At 42.7% G+C, this 17,013-nt stretch carries 19 protein-coding genes; 4 read left to right on the forward strand and 15 right to left on the reverse strand.

Annotation, left to right across the window (positions count from 1 at the left end; translation table 11 throughout):
• The first annotated feature begins 439 nt into the window (after positions 1-439).
• From L3V77_RS12415 to L3V77_RS12430, 4 genes are all read left to right on the forward strand, one after another.
• Complete coding sequence (locus L3V77_RS12415) at positions 440-1,009, forward strand: sigma-70 family RNA polymerase sigma factor (RefSeq protein WP_275134445.1); 570 nt, start codon at positions 440-442, stop codon at positions 1,007-1,009.
• On the forward strand, positions 1,009-1,725 hold the full coding sequence (locus L3V77_RS12420; RefSeq protein WP_275134446.1) for a DUF3379 family protein: 717 nt from the start codon (positions 1,009-1,011) through the stop codon (positions 1,723-1,725). The genes L3V77_RS12415 and L3V77_RS12420 overlap by 1 nt, the downstream gene beginning before the upstream one ends.
• 315 nt (positions 1,726-2,040) lie before the next feature.
• Complete coding sequence (locus L3V77_RS12425) at positions 2,041-3,252, forward strand: outer membrane protein transport protein (RefSeq protein WP_275134447.1); 1,212 nt, start codon at positions 2,041-2,043, stop codon at positions 3,250-3,252.
• Positions 3,253-3,571: 319 nt separating this feature from the next.
• Positions 3,572-4,852 carry an outer membrane protein transport protein gene (locus tag L3V77_RS12430; RefSeq protein WP_275134448.1) on the forward strand — a complete coding sequence of 427 codons (1,281 nt, stop codon included), beginning with the start codon at positions 3,572-3,574 and terminating at the stop codon, positions 4,850-4,852.
• Between the two features lie 54 nt (positions 4,853-4,906).
• Here the strand turns inward: L3V77_RS12430 and L3V77_RS12435 are convergent, their stop codons facing one another.
• The 15 genes from L3V77_RS12435 to L3V77_RS12505 form a co-directional block, all read right to left on the reverse strand.
• Complete coding sequence (locus L3V77_RS12435) at positions 4,907-5,692, reverse strand: MlaA family lipoprotein (protein ID WP_275134449.1); 786 nt, start codon at positions 5,690-5,692, stop codon at positions 4,907-4,909.
• A gap of 77 nt (positions 5,693-5,769) precedes the next feature.
• Positions 5,770-6,984 carry a c-type cytochrome biogenesis protein CcmI gene (ccmI, locus tag L3V77_RS12440; RefSeq protein ID WP_275134450.1) on the reverse strand — a complete coding sequence of 405 codons (1,215 nt, stop codon included), beginning with the start codon at positions 6,982-6,984 and terminating at the stop codon, positions 5,770-5,772.
• Positions 6,984-7,457 (reverse strand): cytochrome c-type biogenesis protein, encoded by a 474-nt coding sequence (locus tag L3V77_RS12445; protein WP_275134451.1) that lies wholly within the window; start codon positions 7,455-7,457, stop codon positions 6,984-6,986. The genes ccmI and L3V77_RS12445 overlap by 1 nt, the downstream gene beginning before the upstream one ends.
• Complete coding sequence (locus tag L3V77_RS12450; protein WP_195703927.1) at positions 7,457-8,008, reverse strand: DsbE family thiol:disulfide interchange protein; 552 nt, start codon at positions 8,006-8,008, stop codon at positions 7,457-7,459. The genes L3V77_RS12445 and L3V77_RS12450 overlap by 1 nt, the downstream gene beginning before the upstream one ends.
• 3 nt (positions 8,009-8,011) lie before the next feature.
• The gene (locus L3V77_RS12455) at positions 8,012-9,970 is read right to left on the reverse strand and encodes a heme lyase CcmF/NrfE family subunit (protein ID WP_275134452.1); all 1,959 of its coding nucleotides are present in this window, start codon (positions 9,968-9,970) and stop codon (positions 8,012-8,014) included.
• Positions 9,971-10,456, reverse strand: a complete 486-nt coding sequence (gene ccmE / locus L3V77_RS12460) for a cytochrome c maturation protein CcmE (protein WP_275134453.1) — start codon at positions 10,454-10,456, stop codon at positions 9,971-9,973. It lies immediately after the preceding gene.
• Positions 10,453-10,659: a heme exporter protein CcmD gene (ccmD, locus tag L3V77_RS12465; protein WP_275134454.1), complete on the reverse strand. Its 207-nt coding sequence runs from the start codon at positions 10,657-10,659 to the stop codon at positions 10,453-10,455. The genes ccmE and ccmD overlap by 4 nt, the downstream gene beginning before the upstream one ends.
• 5 nt (positions 10,660-10,664) lie before the next feature.
• On the reverse strand, positions 10,665-11,402 hold the full coding sequence (locus L3V77_RS12470) for a heme ABC transporter permease (RefSeq protein ID WP_275134455.1): 738 nt from the start codon (positions 11,400-11,402) through the stop codon (positions 10,665-10,667).
• A 131-nt stretch (positions 11,403-11,533) separates the two neighbouring features.
• Positions 11,534-12,202, reverse strand: a complete 669-nt coding sequence (gene ccmB, locus L3V77_RS12475; RefSeq protein ID WP_275134456.1) for a heme exporter protein CcmB — start codon at positions 12,200-12,202, stop codon at positions 11,534-11,536.
• Between the two features lies 1 nt (position 12,203).
• Positions 12,204-12,821, reverse strand: a complete 618-nt coding sequence (ccmA, locus tag L3V77_RS12480) for a cytochrome c biogenesis heme-transporting ATPase CcmA (protein ID WP_275134457.1) — start codon at positions 12,819-12,821, stop codon at positions 12,204-12,206.
• A gap of 250 nt (positions 12,822-13,071) precedes the next feature.
• Positions 13,072-13,533: a DUF2802 domain-containing protein gene (locus L3V77_RS12485; RefSeq protein ID WP_275134458.1), complete on the reverse strand. Its 462-nt coding sequence runs from the start codon at positions 13,531-13,533 to the stop codon at positions 13,072-13,074.
• A complete protein-coding gene (locus tag L3V77_RS12490) occupies positions 13,533-14,027 on the reverse strand; it encodes a chemotaxis protein CheW (protein ID WP_275134459.1) in 495 nt (164 codons plus the stop codon). Before L3V77_RS12490 ends, L3V77_RS12485 begins: the two co-directional genes overlap by 1 nt.
• Positions 14,028-14,065: 38 nt before the next feature.
• The gene (locus L3V77_RS12495; RefSeq protein ID WP_275134460.1) at positions 14,066-15,085 is read right to left on the reverse strand and encodes a chemotaxis protein CheW; all 1,020 of its coding nucleotides are present in this window, start codon (positions 15,083-15,085) and stop codon (positions 14,066-14,068) included.
• Complete coding sequence (locus L3V77_RS12500; protein ID WP_275134461.1) at positions 15,075-15,854, reverse strand: ParA family protein; 780 nt, start codon at positions 15,852-15,854, stop codon at positions 15,075-15,077. Before L3V77_RS12500 ends, L3V77_RS12495 begins: the two co-directional genes overlap by 11 nt.
• A gap of 8 nt (positions 15,855-15,862) precedes the next feature.
• Positions 15,863-17,008 carry a chemotaxis response regulator protein-glutamate methylesterase gene (locus L3V77_RS12505; RefSeq protein WP_275134462.1) on the reverse strand — a complete coding sequence of 382 codons (1,146 nt, stop codon included), beginning with the start codon at positions 17,006-17,008 and terminating at the stop codon, positions 15,863-15,865.
• Between the last annotated feature and the right edge of the window lie 5 nt (positions 17,009-17,013).

Below are 17,013 nucleotides of genomic sequence, written 5' to 3' on the forward strand. Positions count from 1 at the left end.
TGATGGGTATAAGAGAATGGTTTTAGATAAAAATTAAACGGATGCTGTTAAGCTTTAATCTACAATAGCAGGTAAAAAAAAACCACACGATATGGTGTGGTTGGAATATTCATATAAAAAACAATTAACTTACGTCAATTGAAATAATCAGTTTCCTGATTAGGAGAAAGTAAAGTCAGCCTTCAAAAGGAAGTGTTATCTTGCTCAACACACTAACCACAAGGGTTAGCTAGATAACAGCCGCTACTATAACTCGTTATGAAGGCGAGGTTTTGAAGTAGATCAATTTATTGTTAATTAAGACAACAGCCCAGTGCTGCAAGATAAAAAACAACAAAGATCGTTAAAACGACGTAAACACAAACCAGTCTATATCTCATTTTTTAGCGATTTGTCATATAGAAATTTACAAACGACAAAGAGCAAACCGGAGGCTCGTGTGTCGATATCTAATATTTTTGGAAAGAAAAAGCCGACTTCCACGGTCAACTTGGATATGGATAAACAAAGAAAATACGAAGCACTTGTGCGCGCTTATCATAAAGACCTATTCCGCTACGCTTATTGGCTATGCAAAGATAGGACGATAGCAGAAGATCTCGTTCAGGAAACGTGCCTACGAGCATGGAAATCCTTGGATAGTCTACTCGATGAAAAAGCAGCAAAATCTTGGCTGATCACCATTCTTCGGCGGGAAAATGCAAGACGCTTCGAGCGTAAAAGATTAGAGCTGGTTGATATAGATGATTACGGCCATGAAGCAAAGGTCAGTGATGATCATCATCATCAGCAAGAATGGATGCAGGCGCAGATAATGAAACTCGATGCGGAGTATCGAGAACCTCTTTTTCTGCAGGTTGTTGGTGGGTTCAGCGGTGAAGAGATAGGTAATATACTTGATCTTAATAAGAACACCGTTATGACTCGGCTCTTTAGAGCCAGAAACCAACTTAAAGACATGATTGACGAATCAGACAATAAAGTCACAAATATAAGGGGGGCTGAATAATGGATGATTTAGAATTTCGTCGAATGCTACTTTCAGAGCCCAAGCTCCGTAATAAAGAAATAAATGAAGCCATACAAAGCTCAGAGGCAAATCAATTATTCGCTGATGATATATTGAGCTTCGACAACAAAATCGAACAAGCCATGAAAGTGGATGTGCCAGATGATCTTGCTGACCGCATCTTGTTCAATCACAGTACACGTTCTGAAAAGAAGAGTTTCACTAAGCAGATGTTAGCGATGGCTGCTTCCGCTGCTTTTGCTGCTGGGTTGATTATCGGCCAAGTAAATTGGACTCCGCTGCTCATCGGCTCAGCCCATGCCAGTTTGGCAGACACGGCCGTAGAACATGTTATTCATGAATCACCATTTGTAAATAACTTAGATGAAAAGGTAAATTCGACGCAGATAAACGCAAAATTGCGACCGTTTGCCTATCAATTTACAGAAACATTCCCCTATCACGTTTATTACCTAAATCACTGTGGTTTTGGAAACTCAAACGCATTACATATGGTTTTTCAAGGTGAGCAAGGGCGAATAACACTGTTTGTCACCAATATTGGTACAGAGCAAACTATTGATTTTAATAAAGATGGCATGTCTGGCATCGTCGTTCCAATTGAGGGTTCAAGTGTCATCCTTGTTGGCGAGGAAGGTGAAGACATCCAGAAAATCGCTGCAAATCTGACCTCTATCATCAAACCTACACTTTAGTCTAATAAAAGCCCTCAACAATGAGGGCTTTTACATTCGACAATTAACAACGCATTAACATAACATTAACTTTCAAACAAGCGTTTAGAGTACAAACTCTAAAACATAGAGTTTTGTTACCATTTCACGTTAGTTACCCGCCATTTTTAGTATTTTCCCGTCAAATTAGCCAATGGTCGGATTTCTACTCTATATAATAACATCTATTATCAGCCAACAAACTGAGCAATTGCTCTCATTAAAAACCAAAACAGAGTCTCCACTCTGGCATAACGCCCAATTTTAAGAGGCGATTTTTTACAAAAGGAATTACTAATGAATAAAACGCGTCTGTTTAAAAAAACGATAATCGCAGCAACGATAGCGCTTGCTTCTCAACAAGCAGTAGCTGCCGGTTTTCAATTAAATGCACAATCCGCTACTGGCCTAGGCCGAGCGTTTGCCGGTGATGCTGTTATAGCAGATAACGCTTCTTCAATGGCTCGTAACCCCGCAACAATGGCGCTTTTTGATGAAACCGCTATGTCGCTAGGTTTTGTTTCTATTACCTCTATGATTGAAGTGAAGGATGCAACTTATAATGGAACTACCAGTGCAAATTATGACGATGCTGGTGATACATCAATAGCTCCTAATCTGCATTTAATCGTCCCAATAAATGATAAATTTTCTTGGGGTGTCAATGCATATACTAATTTTGGGACTAAAACTGAATTCTCCGATGATTATGTTGCTGGCGAATTTGGCGGCAGTACTGATGTTAAAAGCTTTAATATTGGTCTAGCAGGTTCTTATAGAATCAATGAGCAATGGAGTTTAGGTGCGGGCTTAGATCTTATTTACGGCTCTGGTAAATTTGAACGAACTTTTACGGCATCCGGGACTAACGCTGTAAATATTGATGCAGATGGTTGGGGGCTCGGATTTAACCTTGGTACAGTATATGAGTTGGACGAAAACAACCGTTTTGGCTTAGCGTACCATTATAGTCCTGAACTCGAAGTTGACGGCGATGTCAGTTACGCTGGTTATCCACAAGGTAGCGGAAAAGATACTATATTGATGCCTCTTCCCGACATACTGGAGTTTTCAGGTTATCACCGTATTGAAGACTCTAAATGGGCGGTTCACTACAGTGTTCAGTGGATTGGCTGGAGCTCGTTTGACATTCTTGAAGGAAAAGACACTGGCACAATCAATACATATGAATGGCAGAATGGTATGCACTATTCTTTAGGTGGAACATATTTCCTAAATCAAGATTGGACTATTCGCGCTGGTTACATGTATGACACAAGTGCACAAGATGAAGTTACATCAATTTCTGTACCTGATTCAGATAGACAGTGGTTATCGACTGGTTTCACGTACAGCATAGACACGAAGTCAAATATTGATTTTGGTTTTACGTACTTATTGGGTGAAGATGTTAAGGTTAACGAAACTTCACTAGCAGGGACACAAATAACCGCAACTACGCACGCCGATGCAATACTGATGGGCTTACAATACAGCCGTACTTTCTAAACGCTGGATAAAAAGCACCTAGAAATAACCTTACAAAAAGGGTCGGATTTTCCGGCCCTTTTTCTATTTCTACTATTAATCACGCGCGTAATCCAGTGCAACTCTGTGTCAATACAAGCCACTTTCACACCACACTTGTACGCTGAAAACCACAATGGTCAGACCAAAATACCAAGATAATTCTCTCTATTTTTCCAAATAATAGAGTATTAATTCAAATTGTAACAATTCTGCAATTTTTATTATTAAAGTAAATACTCTATTCGTAAAATGCCTCACTGTAGACATATCTGGCTTAACTAATTCAGCGAATAAAATAATGAAATCAAATAAAACTCTTCTCTCCATCGCTATTTTGAGTGGTATAACAACATACAGTAGCAACACACTAGCTGCCGGTTTTCAACTAGCGGAGTATTCTGCTACAGGACTTGGTCGAGCGTATGCTGGTGAGGCAGCGATTGCCGACAATGCAGGTTCTCAGTGGCGCAACCCGGCCTTACTGACTTACCTTGAGGGCACGCAGGTTTCTGGTGGTGCCATTTACGCCAACCCTAACATTGATGTAACGGGTAATGTTTCCTCTTATGGAAGCGACTATGAGGTCAATACTAAAGATTATGCGGATGACGCCATTATTCCCAATTTTTATCTTTCGCATAAACTAAATGACAAAATCGGTTTAGGTTTTGCTCTCGGTACAAACTACGGCATGAGTACCGATCTCGGCAGTGATTATGCAGCCAGCCATTACGGTGACAGCGCCGAAGTAATGACTCAGGAGGCAAACCTAAACATTGGGTATCAGTTAACCGAAGTGTTAAGTATTGGTGGTGGTTTACGATATGTAATGGCAGAAGGCCATTTTGGTGCGACATCTCCTGCACACGGCGCAGTCTATCCAAATCAAACACTTAAATATATGGAAGGTGATACCACTGAGTGGGCTTGGCAGCTCGGTGTTGCATGGCAAATCAATGACCACCATCGTGTCGGATTTGCCTACAAGTCTGAAGTCGAACTCAACCTTGAGGGCACAGTGAAAGGCGTTGGTTTTAATTTGGTTCCCGGCACTACCGCTCCTGGTTCGTTAGCATTAACACTCCCAGCGACGGCTGAGTTAGCCAGTATGTATCAGCTTTCAGAACAGACAACAATAACCGCAAGCATCAACTGGACTGACTGGAGCAGCTTTGAAAAGCTAGAGGCGGATACAGGAGGCTCGGCGCCAATAAACGTTAAAGATGAAAATTGGGAAGACAACTACCGCTTCGCGGTTGGTGCGGAATATCAGATAGATTCTGAATGGCTAGTCAGAACAGGTATTGCTTATGATACGTCTGCTGTAAGTGACAAAAACCGTTCTGCAACTATCCCAGAAACCGATCGTACATGGCTTAGCTTAGGTGCCGGTTATACGTGGTCACCGCAGTTATCCTTTGATGCTGGATTTACCTATATTTTAGCGAAAGATGCCTCCATTAATGAACCACGCGGCTACGATGACGACGACGCGGCTAAAGCCGTTGGGGGAACATTCGAAGGCGAAACATCTGGCAACGTTTGGTTGATCGGTGTTCAGGCAAACTATCGCTTCTAATTGCAGTACTTATTGCTGGCAAAAAAATACCCCGTTATAACGGGGTATTTTTATTTAGAACTCTTCATCTAGATAGTCATCAAGATAGTCTTCCTCTTCCTCATTGACCTCTTCCGGTTCAACTTGCGCTTTAAAGTCACGACGCTGTAGATAGATATCTCGTGTAAATGCATATGGGTCTGGTGACGCTTCCAAAATGGGTTCTTGCGAAACCAACGCCGCTCGACTTTCTAACCCTTCAAGTGCCCATTTGCCCAAAGACCCCCAGATGTTCAAATAGGAGAGCGGTGAGTACATACCATCGACTAGATCGGTTACCTCACGGGTCGTCACTGGGCCGTACGCCGGTACCATAAAATAGGGACCGTTACCAACGCCATAATGGCCGAGGGCATCACTAAATGCTCTATCGTCTTCAACAATACCGGCCGCTCCTGCAATATCGAATAACCCTAAGATACCGAATGTGGAGTTGATCCAAAATCGGTTAAAATGATTCACCGCCTCTTCGCCATTCCCCATAATAAGGTCATTGATCATGCTTGATGGTTCGTCGAGGTTAGACAAAAAGTTAGCGATACCTTTGCGCAAAGGTGTTGGCGTGTAACCGACGTATGCAAGCGCAACAGGCCTAAATAAATACGGGTCAACGAAATCATAGTTAAATGACCACATCGCTCGGTTGAAACCTTCTAATGGGTCATTAGGGTGAGCTTCACCGCCTAACACCTGCTGATTAATTTCTGCGTCTTGTGCGGTTTGTTCGGGAGTAGAAGAACAACCAACAGCCAATAAGGTGATTAAGATAACCAACACACCTTTAAAGCGTGTTACAAACATAATGAAATACTTATCCTTAAGTAAAAAAAAAAAGAGGTTGACCAACGTCAACCCCCAACTAATTAACGAAGGACATATTAATACTGTTTATCAATCATTATTGCAACCTGATCACCCATTTTCATAACTTGGCTCTCACCATACCAGTCACCTTCTTTGGTACTGACATTACCATCAGTATCAATTCGCGCTTTGACAAGTAAACTTTCTAATTGAGTAATACTTTGCCCTTCCATCATTACATTCGCATCATCAAGTACGATCGTTCGTGGGAAGGTACCAATAGGGTAACGTGCTGCGGCAACGGGTACTGGTGAACCATTTCCATCATGAATCGATACAATCAGCAATCCCTGTTCAGGTAACTGAATATCCTGACCCACCGTGATAGTAATCGGAACACTGCTTGTAGTGACGGCTTTACCTAACATTTTTTCCGCATTTTCAATACTTCTATCAAGCATTGAATAGCGGTTGTCATCAGGGCCAATGAGTTTTTGCATGGTACGCCAGAATCGGATAGATTCTTCGTATTCTCCTCTTTGATAAGCGTTAAACGCCAACAATGAATAAACACGTAGATCAACATAATCATCCTGTAGTAAACCAATCAGAATCGAGCGAGCAAGTTGTTGCTGCCTTTCATCTTCTGACATCATTAGTGATTGTGCGTAACCTAATCTCACGTCCGGGTCATCTGCGTCGAGCTTGTGCGCTTTTTTCATCGCCCCTGTCGCCGTATCCGCATCTCTATCTGCCAAAGCTATCCGGCCCAACAGCAGCCAACCTTGAGCATCATCTGGTTGATAATGTAACCTTGTACGCAAGGCAAGTTTGAGATCTTTCAGCTCGTCTTCGGTTAGCGATTCTTGCTCAGGTGACATAAGTTTTTGCGTCAAAACGGGCAATTGGTCGTTAATGTTTTGCCAATGCGACACTTTATCTAAACTACCAAATATTGAGTAGACCGCATAAGAAATAACAACCAAAACCAAGGCTGACGGAATAAACACGGCCATAGGAGAGATAGAGAATGACTTTGCTTTGTTCTCGTCAACTGGAATATCTTCCAGCAACAGTTGCTTCAAATCGACAATCAAGTCCTCTTGATCGGTGACCACACCCGCTTCTGCTTCGACTTCAAGTTCTTCTAATCGATCTTTGTAAAAAGCTTTGTTAAGTTCATCTCGACGCGCTTCATCGTCAAATCGTTGTTTTCTAAAAAGCGGTAGTGCGATAAAAACAATAGCTGCCAAGATCAAAACGACGGTAGATAACCAAAAAATTGCCATTATTGTTTATCTCCATTTTCTTCTAATATTGCTTTTAGGCGGGCTTCTTTTTCTGCATCCCATTCTTTTGATTGAGTCACTTTCTGCGCTTTCTTCTTACTATTAAATACAATGATACTGAATCCAAGTAGAACAACAAATAAAGGCCCAAGCCACAGAATTGATGTTGCTATAGTGAACGGTGGTTTGTAGGTTACAAAATTACCATAACGCGCAATCATGTAATCGACAATTTCGTCCTTAGATTTGCCAGCTTTTGTCATCTCATACACTTTTACTCTAAGATCTTTTGCAAGCTCGGCATTTGAATCACTAATGGTATTATTCTGACATTTAGGGCAGCGTAACGTGTGGCTTAGTTCTTTAAACTGCTCTTCTTGCTGCTCATTATCAAACTCGAAAACATCAATCGCTGCATGTGCGGTGAATGACATTAATAAAGCGCTAAATAAAATCACAAATAATTTTTTCATTATTTAGCTTCCTCAATCATCTGCAAGTACATAGGCTCTAGTACTTCTGCCCAGTTCCCTAAAGTAACATTACCTACATGACGATAACGAATAATGCCTTTTGCGTCGATTAGGTAGGTTTCTGGTGCGCCGTAAACGCCAAGATCCAGCCCTAGCATTCCGTCACCATCAAACAGGCTGATAAGATAAGGGTTACCTAAATCATTTAGCCAACCCGTTGCTTTAGCACGGTCATCTTTATAGTTTAAACCAATGATTTTTACACCCTTGGCCGCGAGCTCATTTAACGTTTGATGCTCGGCGTAACAGGTAGGACACCATGTGGCCCAAACATTTAGCAGTAAAGGTTCACCTCTAAAGATCGCTTGATCGTGCAACTTACCGGGCTCGGCCAAGTCTTCCAAACGAAACTCAGGTACGGGTTTACCAACTAGTACCGATTCTAGCTTTGTCGGGTCTTCACCTTCTGCATTACGAGACAGTTGCACCACGAAAACAGCCACAAGTACAAGAAACATAGCGAATGGTATAAACAGAATTTTCTTATTCATATTTTAGGCCTTCACTTCCTTAGACTTACTTCTGAAACGATAGCGTTTATCACTCATTGCAAGAAGTCCACCTAACGCCATAAAGATGCTCCCCGCCCAGATCCAACGTATAAACGGTTTGTAATACAATCTAACCGCCCACGAACCATCGTCACCTAGTTGCTCGCCCATTGCGATATAGAGGTCGCGCGTAACACCAACATCCAACGCGGCTTCCGTCATCATCGATCCAGACGTAGTATAGAAACGTTTTTCCGCATGCAGCGTGTTAACGTACTTACCATCTTCTGTAATCTCAAAATCGGCTACATAGCCATCATAGTTAGGACCGTTTTTGTCTCTTAGGCCTTTGAAGTAAAAGTTATAGCCTTCAATTTCAAAGTTTTCACCTGGTGCTAAACGCACATCACGCTCAACACTATAGTTCTGTGTCATCGCGATACCAATAACCGTAACGGCAAGACCTATATGTCCAAGGACCATAGACCAATGGGTTCTTTGAAGCTTACGGATACCTACCCAAAAGCGGTGTCTATGGGTTGCACGTTGATGAATTTCATAACAGTGCATCGTGATTATCCAAAGTGCCATTACCCAGCCTAAGTAGGCCATACCAGTAAACTTGTCGCCAAGAATTGATACAAACAGACCAGCAAATACGAATGAAATAACGCCGCCGAACAACATCGGTTTTATCAGCGAAGAGATATCATCTCGTTTCCAGCGAATCAATGGACCAACACCAATTAGGAAAGAAAATGGAATCATCAACCAAGTAAATAACATATTGAAGAAAGGTGCGCCTATGGAAACCGAACCTAAGCCAATCTGCTTATGAACAAGTGGTAGCAATGTACCCACTAATACGACAACCAGAGCCGCGATTAACAAAATATTATTGGCAAGTAACCCATTCTCACGCGAAAACAGCGCAACATTGCTGCGAACACGGATGGCAGAACCTTTCAGTGCAAATAACAACAATGAACCACCGATAACGACGATCAGGAATCCAAGAATAAACATACCGCGAGCAGGATCTGAAGCGAATGCGTGCACCGAAACCAAGATACCAGAACGAACGAGGAAGGTTCCGAGCAGACTGAGTGAGAAAGCAGAGATAGCTAATAGAACGGTCCATGCTTTAAACGTACCACGCTTCTCTGTTACCGCCAGTGAGTGCATTAATGCTGTACCTGCTAACCAAGGCATAAACGATGCGTTTTCTACCGGATCCCAGAACCACCAACCACCCCAACCAAGTTCGTAATAGGCCCACCAAGAACCCAGTGCAATACCTAAAGTCAAAAATACCCATGCAGCCGTTGTCCAAGGACGAGACCATCTTGCCCAAGCCGTATCTAAACGACCCGTCATTAGCGATGCTATCGCAAAGGAAAACGCAACAGAGAAGCCAACATAACCCATATACAACATAGGTGGGTGGATAATCAGGCCGGGATCTTGCAGCAGCGGGTTAAGGTCACGGCCATCGATAGGAAAGAAAGGTAACGTTCTTAAAAAAGGATTCGAGGTGACGATAATAAACAGAAGAAATCCAATTGTAATAATCCCCATCACCGCAAGCACACGACTGATCGACTCTGGAGGCATACCTCGACTAAACGAAGCAACGGCAACTGTCCAACCCGCTTGAATCAACACCCAGAGCAGTAGTGAACCTTCGTGAGCTCCCCATACCGCAGTAAGACGATAATACCAAGGAAGCGCGGAGTTAGAGTTACTCGCTACATAGCTGATAGTAAAATCGTTGGTATAAAATGCCCAAAGAAGAATACAAAATGAAAGTAATAAGAATGAAAACATGCCCCACGAGAGTGGTCGAGCGGTTGCCATTAACATGTGAGACTGCTTAGCAGCACCAACCAGAGGCAGAATACTTAAAAGTACCGCAAACCCGAGAGAGACAATAAGCGCAAAATGACCAATTTCAGCTACCATTTACTTGTCGCCCCCTTTTAACTGCTCTTCCGTGTAGCCCATTGGCTCATGCACTTTTTCCATCGCTTCAGCTATTTCTGGTGGCATATAATCTTCATCATGCTTTGCTAGCACTTCAAAAGCTTCAATAGATGTCGCTGTTTTTAAGACACCTTGCGCGACGATACCTTGTCCTTCACGAAAAAGATCTGGCAGTATTCCTTCAAATTCAATGGTCACCTGAGGACCAACATCGGCGAGCTTAAACGACACTTTTAAAGATTCAGGATCTCGGCTAACCGACCCTTTTACAACCATGCCACCTATACGCAGTCGTTGACCCACTTCTGGTTTAGAACCATCTGGTTTGCCATACACCAATTCTGTTGGTGTATAAAAAAGATCCATGTTTTGATTTAATGCGTACAGCACAAGTCCAATCGTGGCACTAAGACCTAAAAACAGTGCCAGCAACAGACCCATTCTTTTTTTGCGTCTTGGGGTCATAATGTATTCTCCAAATTCTTCGCCGCTTCTATTCGGGCTTGGCGTTCCTGTTTACTTTTAACTTCACGAATGATTTTTTTGCCCGTCATTAAACTACTCACTGTAAGGATGAAAAGTGATAGAAACGTAACCCCAAATGCACCCCATACATAGGCCCCGTAGCCACCCATGGCTATTAGGTCACTAAAGCTTTCAAAATACATATCTGTTATCTCCCTGAAATGAGCGTTTGCACCCAAGGACGATGACTCTCCTTAGACAAAATCTCATTTTTAAATCGTACTAAAGTCAACGTAACAAAAAAGAACAAGAAACCAAATATGTTCAAAAGCAGTGCCCATAACATGTCGCCCGAAATAGACGGTTTAGCGAATTTAGTAATGCTGGCTCCTTGGTGTAGTGTATTCCACCACTCTACAGAGAAATGAATAATAGGAAGGTTAATAACACCGACAATTGCCAAAATACCTGCTGCCTTAGCCGCAGTTTTTTGGTCGTCAAAAGCATGATAAAGTGCTATCACACCTAAGTACAAAAAGAGTAGTACCAATTCAGATGTTAGCCTTGCATCCCATACCCACCAAGCACCCCACATAGGTTTGCCCCAAACCGCACCAGTAAACAATGCAATGAATGTAAATACAGCGCCTATTGGTGCCATTGCTGCCGCCGCCATATTCGATAATCTATGCTGCCATACGATACCAACAAACGCAGCGATTGCCATCGACATATAGGCACCCATAGACCAGATAGCGGAAGGAACATGGATATAGATAATTCGAAAACTATCCCCTTGTTGATAATCAGAAGGCGCAAAAGCTAACCCCCACACCGTACCCGCGCCTAAAAACAGTACTGTTAATACCGCGAAGTATGGTAACAATTTATTACATAAATTATAGGTCACTTCGGGCTTAGAATAGGGATGAAGCCATTTCCACATGGTGATATCTCGCTCTTGATTCGTGTTTTTATAATATGTTTTTATACTGGGCTAAACTAAAGACAGCGCAAGGGGTGATCGTATTCTCTGCCACCTGCAAAACAATACCCATAAAGAGGTAGTTTATCGTGCTAATTCACACTAACTCTAAGTGCAGCACTTATCGCAAATGGGGTTAAGGTCATTGAGCCCGCAAGCATCGCTGCCATTATAGCCAGTTGACCGTTATATGGCATACCTAAACTTGCTGCATCGATCGCTGACGTCGCAAATATCAATATAGGAATATAGAGCGGTAAAACAAGAAGGCTCAGTAATACTCCGCCTTTTTGTAATCCAACGGTTAATGCCACTCCGATAGCGCCAATGAAACTTAATGTCGGTGTCCCTATTAACAATGTCAGAACAACGGTTTGCCACGTGTAAAAGTCTAATGACAACAATACCGCCAAGAGAGGACTTATCAATATCAATGGCAACCCCGTTAACAACCAGTGAGCAATCACTTTTGAGATTACCACGAGTTGTAAAGGAATTGGCATAAGCATCATCTGTTCTAAAGAGCCGTCTTGGAAGTCGTCTCGAAACAATCTTTCCAAGGAAAGTAAAGCAGAAAGTAATGCGGCTACCCAGATAATACCTGCGGCTATTCTCGCCAATAAATTTGGTTCGGGGCCAATACTTAAAGGGAAAAGAGTAATGACAATAATAAAAAACCACAATGGGTTAAAAATATCGGCTTGGCGACGGAAGGCAATAAGTAACTCACGGCGGATAATCATTAACATAGGTTGGATCATATTAATCACCCAACTTAATTTTGCGAAGTTTCGGTGAATCAATAAACATGTCTTGGTGAGTCGTAAGCACCACTATTCCCCCTTCTTCGGCGTGCTTGAGAAACAAGTTTTCCAATACTTTCACACCCTGTTTATCAATGGCTGTAAGTGGTTCATCTAGCACCCACAAAACCTGTGTACTTAACCATAACCTTGCTAGTGCCACTCTGCGTTGTTGACCTGCGGACAGTTGTGCGACAGGCACATCTTCTCTCCCTGCGAGACCAACTTGAGCAAGTACAGACCAAATTTTGTCTCTATCAATTTCCGACTGATGGATCGATTGATAAAAGGAGAGATTTTCAAACCCGGTGAGTTCTCTTTTTACACCCGTCTGATGACCTAAAAAAAGTAAGTCCTGATGGAAAAAATCACGATTGCTTACTGTGATGCTGTCGTTCCAACGAATTTCACCACCTTCACAGTCGCCGAGCCCTGCAATAATTCTCAGTAATGTCGTTTTTCCTGTGCCATTTCGGCCTTCAATTTGAACGATTTCGCCTTTGCCGATCTTGAACGACAGCCCTTCAAAAAGAACTCTTTCGTCACGAATAGCGGTAAGATTTGAGACTTCTAACATGATTACTACTATTTATAAATTTAACGGCCATATTAGCATAGGCTTTATCACCCTACGTAGGGCATAAATAACAAGAAACTGATTTTTTTGAATTTGGCGACTCAGTACCGTCACATAATGACAAAATTCTTTATACAACCCGCTATTTTTTCGATCTATTAATCAATAAGACACAAAAAAAGAGAAGCAGAAACGCTTCTCTTTTTTACTTTACAAAACACAAAATTCGTTCCATCTATCTATGGCTTTGCTATTTCTTATTGCTCGGCCTCATAGGAGGAACTTTTTCCTTTCCAGAAATCTTGTTTTGTAATGCCATCATCAACTCAGCTTCTGCTTTGGGTAACTCGCACTCTTCAATCAATTCATCTACACCCGCACCGAGCTGTACCATTTTACTTGCTCTAGAATATAAGCGGCTATCAGAATCAACATGCTCTAATTCTGTAATTCTTTCCGACAAATGTTGAATTAGCTCTTGTTGTTCCGATACTTTTTGACCCAGACCTATGACAACAGAGCGAACCTCAAGCAATTGATTATTCGCTTTTGTGATCTCTTTTTCTAGATTTCTAGCTGCCTGTCTATGGTGCTCAAGGCTTCCTCGCGTCTGCTTGCCATTACGCAACAAAATAACGCCAAGAACGAGAGCCAAAAACAGACTCCCGCCTATCAGTACATAAAGCGTCATTGAATCTAACTGTTCAATCATTACAGATGTGCCATCTCGTTCCATTCATCATCTGAAAGAAGCTTGTTAAGGTCGACTAAGATTAATAGCTTACCTTCTCGATTACTCACACCTTGGATAAACTTAGCACTTTCGTCAGTACCAACACTTGGTGTTGTATCGATCTCAGATGAGCGCAAGTAAACCACTTCAGCAACACTGTCGACCAAGATACCGATAACTTGACGTTCAGATTCGATCACGATAATACGAGTATTATCAGAGATCTCGCCCTGCATTAAACCAAATCTTGAACGCGTATCGATAACCGTAACGACGTTACCACGCAGATTAATGATACCCAATACATAGTCAGGCGCACCCGGTACTGGAGCAATTTCAGAATAGCGAAGTACTTCTCTAACCTGCATTACATTAATGCCATAAGTTTCTTCTTCGAGCTGGAAAGTTACCCATTGAAGCACTTCGTCATTTGCTTGATCTTTTTTTAAATCTACTTCATTCACTTGAGACATGTCTTATCCTCTTTGTGTCGCTATCGACAAACCTTTTATCAAATATTTAAAGACTTTACGTCTAGTCCAGCAGTTATCATTGTTATCATGGCCTCGACGTGAATCAAAGCACACATTTTTTCTTTCACCATACCTGCAAGCCAAGGCCTTTTGCCCGCTTGCTCTCGCCAACGTACACTCCGTACATTAAGCGATTCGGTTCCCTTCAGCTCGCTTGCTGCTAAGCCCCAACTACTGTCACCTAGCATTACGATATACTGATAAGCCTCTTTATGAGACTCATCTTTTAACTTGTCAGCCATTACCCATTTTGCTGTATCGACGACGTCATATTGATTGTCTTTATTGGTTTGAAGACCCAGATACCAATTCGGTCGACCTATCAGGTGGCTCATCTCAGTCGTTTTGTGAATACCGCCCAACTCATCTAACGGAACCGCAAAAAGCACGCCATTCACATCAAAATAGAGTACCTGAAAATCAACACTTCTTTCCGTACTTTTCCAATCATCAAACACTGAGGGGGAATAAGTTGTTTCGATTTCCGATTCCACTTCAACAGCTTGGTCTATTTCCTGCTCTATATAAACTTCGGGTTCTTCAACGACGGCCTCAAAAGCAGGATTCACCTGAGTTTCTACTGCCCATTCCTGAACCTCTTCAACCTCTTGCATTGGAGCAACAAGCACGTCATCTTCTACTTGATTGATACTGATCGTATTCTGTTCAATTAAGCTGACAATCTCTGGTTCGGCGGCAAGATCCGTCCTCTCCATCTTATCAAGAAGCTTTTGTACGTCTTCTAAATCTGGAACCTCAAACTCATTGTATCCCAATGTCGTATAGGATGACTCATAATCTGTTTGCGGTTGAAGCGCGAGTAACGGTTCTTGACTCTGCTCATTTAATTCGGAAATGGGGGCTGAGTCAACCGCTACTAAAGGTGTTGATTCAATACTGGGGGTATCTGAAAATTCCCACTCTTCATCAAGAAGTGCCGTGAAATATTCATCTAGTGCCTCAGCACCCGTCAGTTTATGTGCTTGTTTACTGCTCATCTAACGCTAACCTCTCTAGATAGATCAACAGTTGCTTATATGCAAATACACCACGGCTGCCTTCCGCAAAATGAGAAGCTGGCAAACGTTTTAAACTTGCGTCTCTAAACTTCGTATCGATAGGTACTGCGGAACTCCACACGTGGTCTGGATAGTCTTTTTTAAGCTGGTTCAACGTCGTTAGTGACGCTCTAGTCCGCTTGTCATACATAGTCGGCACAATCGTTGTTTTAAACGCTCTGTTACGTGACTTCTGCATAATTGTTAACGTACGAACCATGCGTTCCAGCCCTTTCATCGCTAGAAATTCGGTTTGCACAGGGATAAGGATACGATCACTTGCGGCTAACGCATTGACCATCATCACACCCAGTATTGGCGGGCAATCTATAAGTACGTAATCATAATCACCATGTAAGGCGAGCAAAGCACGCTTAAGGATCAATCCCATACCACTTCGATTACCCATCACTCGATCAAGGGTCGCGAGTGACATGTGAGCGGGAATGATATCAATATTTTCTACATCAGAAGCCAATATTAGCGGCCTAACTGATTCTTTATTTATCTCCGATAACTGAAATAGATCGAATAAGCTTTTCGCTACGGTATCTGAATCGTATCCAAGATAGGTTGTTAAGGAGCCATGTGGATCGGTATCCACTAGCAGCACTCGCTTGTCTTTCTTAGCGAGTAAGCCAGCAAGAGTGATGGTCGTCGTCGTTTTACCTACGCCACCTTTTTGGTTTGCGACACTCCAAACAATCATGCGACCCCCTATGCCAGGCCGACTTCGACAAGCATGCGCTCAGCGATACGATCTAATGGTAAGTCTTCGGTTGAGATAGCCGCTTTAGCAACCGCTTGCGGCATGCCGTACACCACACAACTATCTTCGTCTTGAGCCCATATCGTTGCACCCGCGGTCTTCAACATTCGTGCGCCTTCGCGTCCGTCTGCACCCATACCCGTTAATATCATTGATAGTACTTTATCGCTATAAACCTTAGCGGCTGAACCAAACGTAACATCTACGCAAGGTTTATAGTTCATCCTATCACCACCGTCTACGATACGTAACTTGGCCATACCTGGTCGACCTTCAATCATCATCTGCATACCACCGGGAGCCAAATAAGCAACACCTGGACGCAATATGTCACCATCTGCTGCTTCTTTCACTTCAATATTGCAAAGTGTGTTTAAGCGACTCGCAAAGGCGGCCGTAAAAGTGGCGGGCATATGTTGAATGAGGACAATTGGATGCGGATAATTTTTTGGTAATTTAGTCAATATTTTCTGCAATGCAACCGGACCACCCGTTGACGTACCAATAGCCGTCAATTGATATTTCTTACCACTTGCGCGAAATTTCCCCGCAAGCTTTCTGTCCGCTACTGGCGCGCGATTTGCTCCCGCAGCTAATGTGGCGCTCGTCGCTCCACCCATTGCTGGCCTACGTAACCCAGAACTAGAGGGTGTTGTGGTAGGAGCAGGAGTTGTTGCTCTCCGGCGAACCTGCATTTTCTTACGAGCAATCTCAACCACTCTTTGTTGTAACAGTTGAGTTGCTTCATCTCGATTACGCGCAATATCTTCAAATTTTTTCGGTAAGAAATCCAATGCACCGGCATCAAGGGCATCAAGCGTCGCACGCGCACCGTCATGTGTTAATGAAGAGAACATTAAGATAGGCGTCGGGTTTACCTTCATGATTTCACGTACCGCTGTAATGCCATCCATGATAGGCATTTCGATATCCATCGTAATCACATCGGGTTTAACTTGAGCGACTTTTTCTATCGCTTCCTTTCCGTTCGTTGCGACATCAACCACCTCTAGACGTGGATCAGCATTAATGATTTCACTCACTCTCCGGCGGAAAAAACTTGAATCGTCAACAACTAATACTTTTACAGCCATATCAT

Source organism: Vibrio sp. DW001 (assembly GCF_029016285.1).
Classification (GTDB): domain Bacteria; phylum Pseudomonadota; class Gammaproteobacteria; order Enterobacterales; family Vibrionaceae; genus Vibrio.

Excerpts from the sequence above, each read along its gene's own strand:
- L3V77_RS12420 (WP_275134446.1), top strand. The coding sequence starts at position 1,009 with ATGGATGATTTAGAATTTCGTCGAATGCTACTTTCAGAGCCCAAGCTC.
- L3V77_RS12425 (WP_275134447.1), top strand. The coding sequence starts at position 2,041 with ATGAATAAAACGCGTCTGTTTAAAAAAACGATAATCGCAGCAACGATA.
- L3V77_RS12430 (WP_275134448.1), top strand. The coding sequence starts at position 3,572 with ATGAAATCAAATAAAACTCTTCTCTCCATCGCTATTTTGAGTGGTATA.
- L3V77_RS12435 (WP_275134449.1), bottom strand. The coding sequence starts at position 5,692 with ATGTTTGTAACACGCTTTAAAGGTGTGTTGGTTATCTTAATCACCTTA.
- ccmI (WP_275134450.1), bottom strand. The coding sequence starts at position 6,984 with ATGGCAATTTTTTGGTTATCTACCGTCGTTTTGATCTTGGCAGCTATT.
- L3V77_RS12445 (WP_275134451.1), bottom strand. The coding sequence starts at position 7,457 with ATGAAAAAATTATTTGTGATTTTATTTAGCGCTTTATTAATGTCATTC.
- L3V77_RS12450 (WP_195703927.1), bottom strand. The coding sequence starts at position 8,008 with ATGAATAAGAAAATTCTGTTTATACCATTCGCTATGTTTCTTGTACTT.
- L3V77_RS12455 (WP_275134452.1), bottom strand. The coding sequence starts at position 9,970 with ATGGTAGCTGAAATTGGTCATTTTGCGCTTATTGTCTCTCTCGGGTTT.
- ccmE (WP_275134453.1), bottom strand. The coding sequence starts at position 10,456 with ATGACCCCAAGACGCAAAAAAAGAATGGGTCTGTTGCTGGCACTGTTT.
- ccmD (WP_275134454.1), bottom strand. The coding sequence starts at position 10,659 with ATGTATTTTGAAAGCTTTAGTGACCTAATAGCCATGGGTGGCTACGGG.
- L3V77_RS12470 (WP_275134455.1), bottom strand. The coding sequence starts at position 11,402 with ATGTGGAAATGGCTTCATCCCTATTCTAAGCCCGAAGTGACCTATAAT.
- ccmB (WP_275134456.1), bottom strand. The coding sequence starts at position 12,202 with ATGATCCAACCTATGTTAATGATTATCCGCCGTGAGTTACTTATTGCC.
- ccmA (WP_275134457.1), bottom strand. The coding sequence starts at position 12,821 with ATGTTAGAAGTCTCAAATCTTACCGCTATTCGTGACGAAAGAGTTCTT.
- L3V77_RS12485 (WP_275134458.1), bottom strand. The coding sequence starts at position 13,533 with ATGATTGAACAGTTAGATTCAATGACGCTTTATGTACTGATAGGCGGG.
- L3V77_RS12490 (WP_275134459.1), bottom strand. The coding sequence starts at position 14,027 with ATGTCTCAAGTGAATGAAGTAGATTTAAAAAAAGATCAAGCAAATGAC.
- L3V77_RS12495 (WP_275134460.1), bottom strand. The coding sequence starts at position 15,085 with ATGAGCAGTAAACAAGCACATAAACTGACGGGTGCTGAGGCACTAGAT.
- L3V77_RS12500 (WP_275134461.1), bottom strand. The coding sequence starts at position 15,854 with ATGATTGTTTGGAGTGTCGCAAACCAAAAAGGTGGCGTAGGTAAAACG.
- L3V77_RS12505 (WP_275134462.1), bottom strand. The coding sequence starts at position 17,008 with ATGGCTGTAAAAGTATTAGTTGTTGACGATTCAAGTTTTTTCCGCCGG.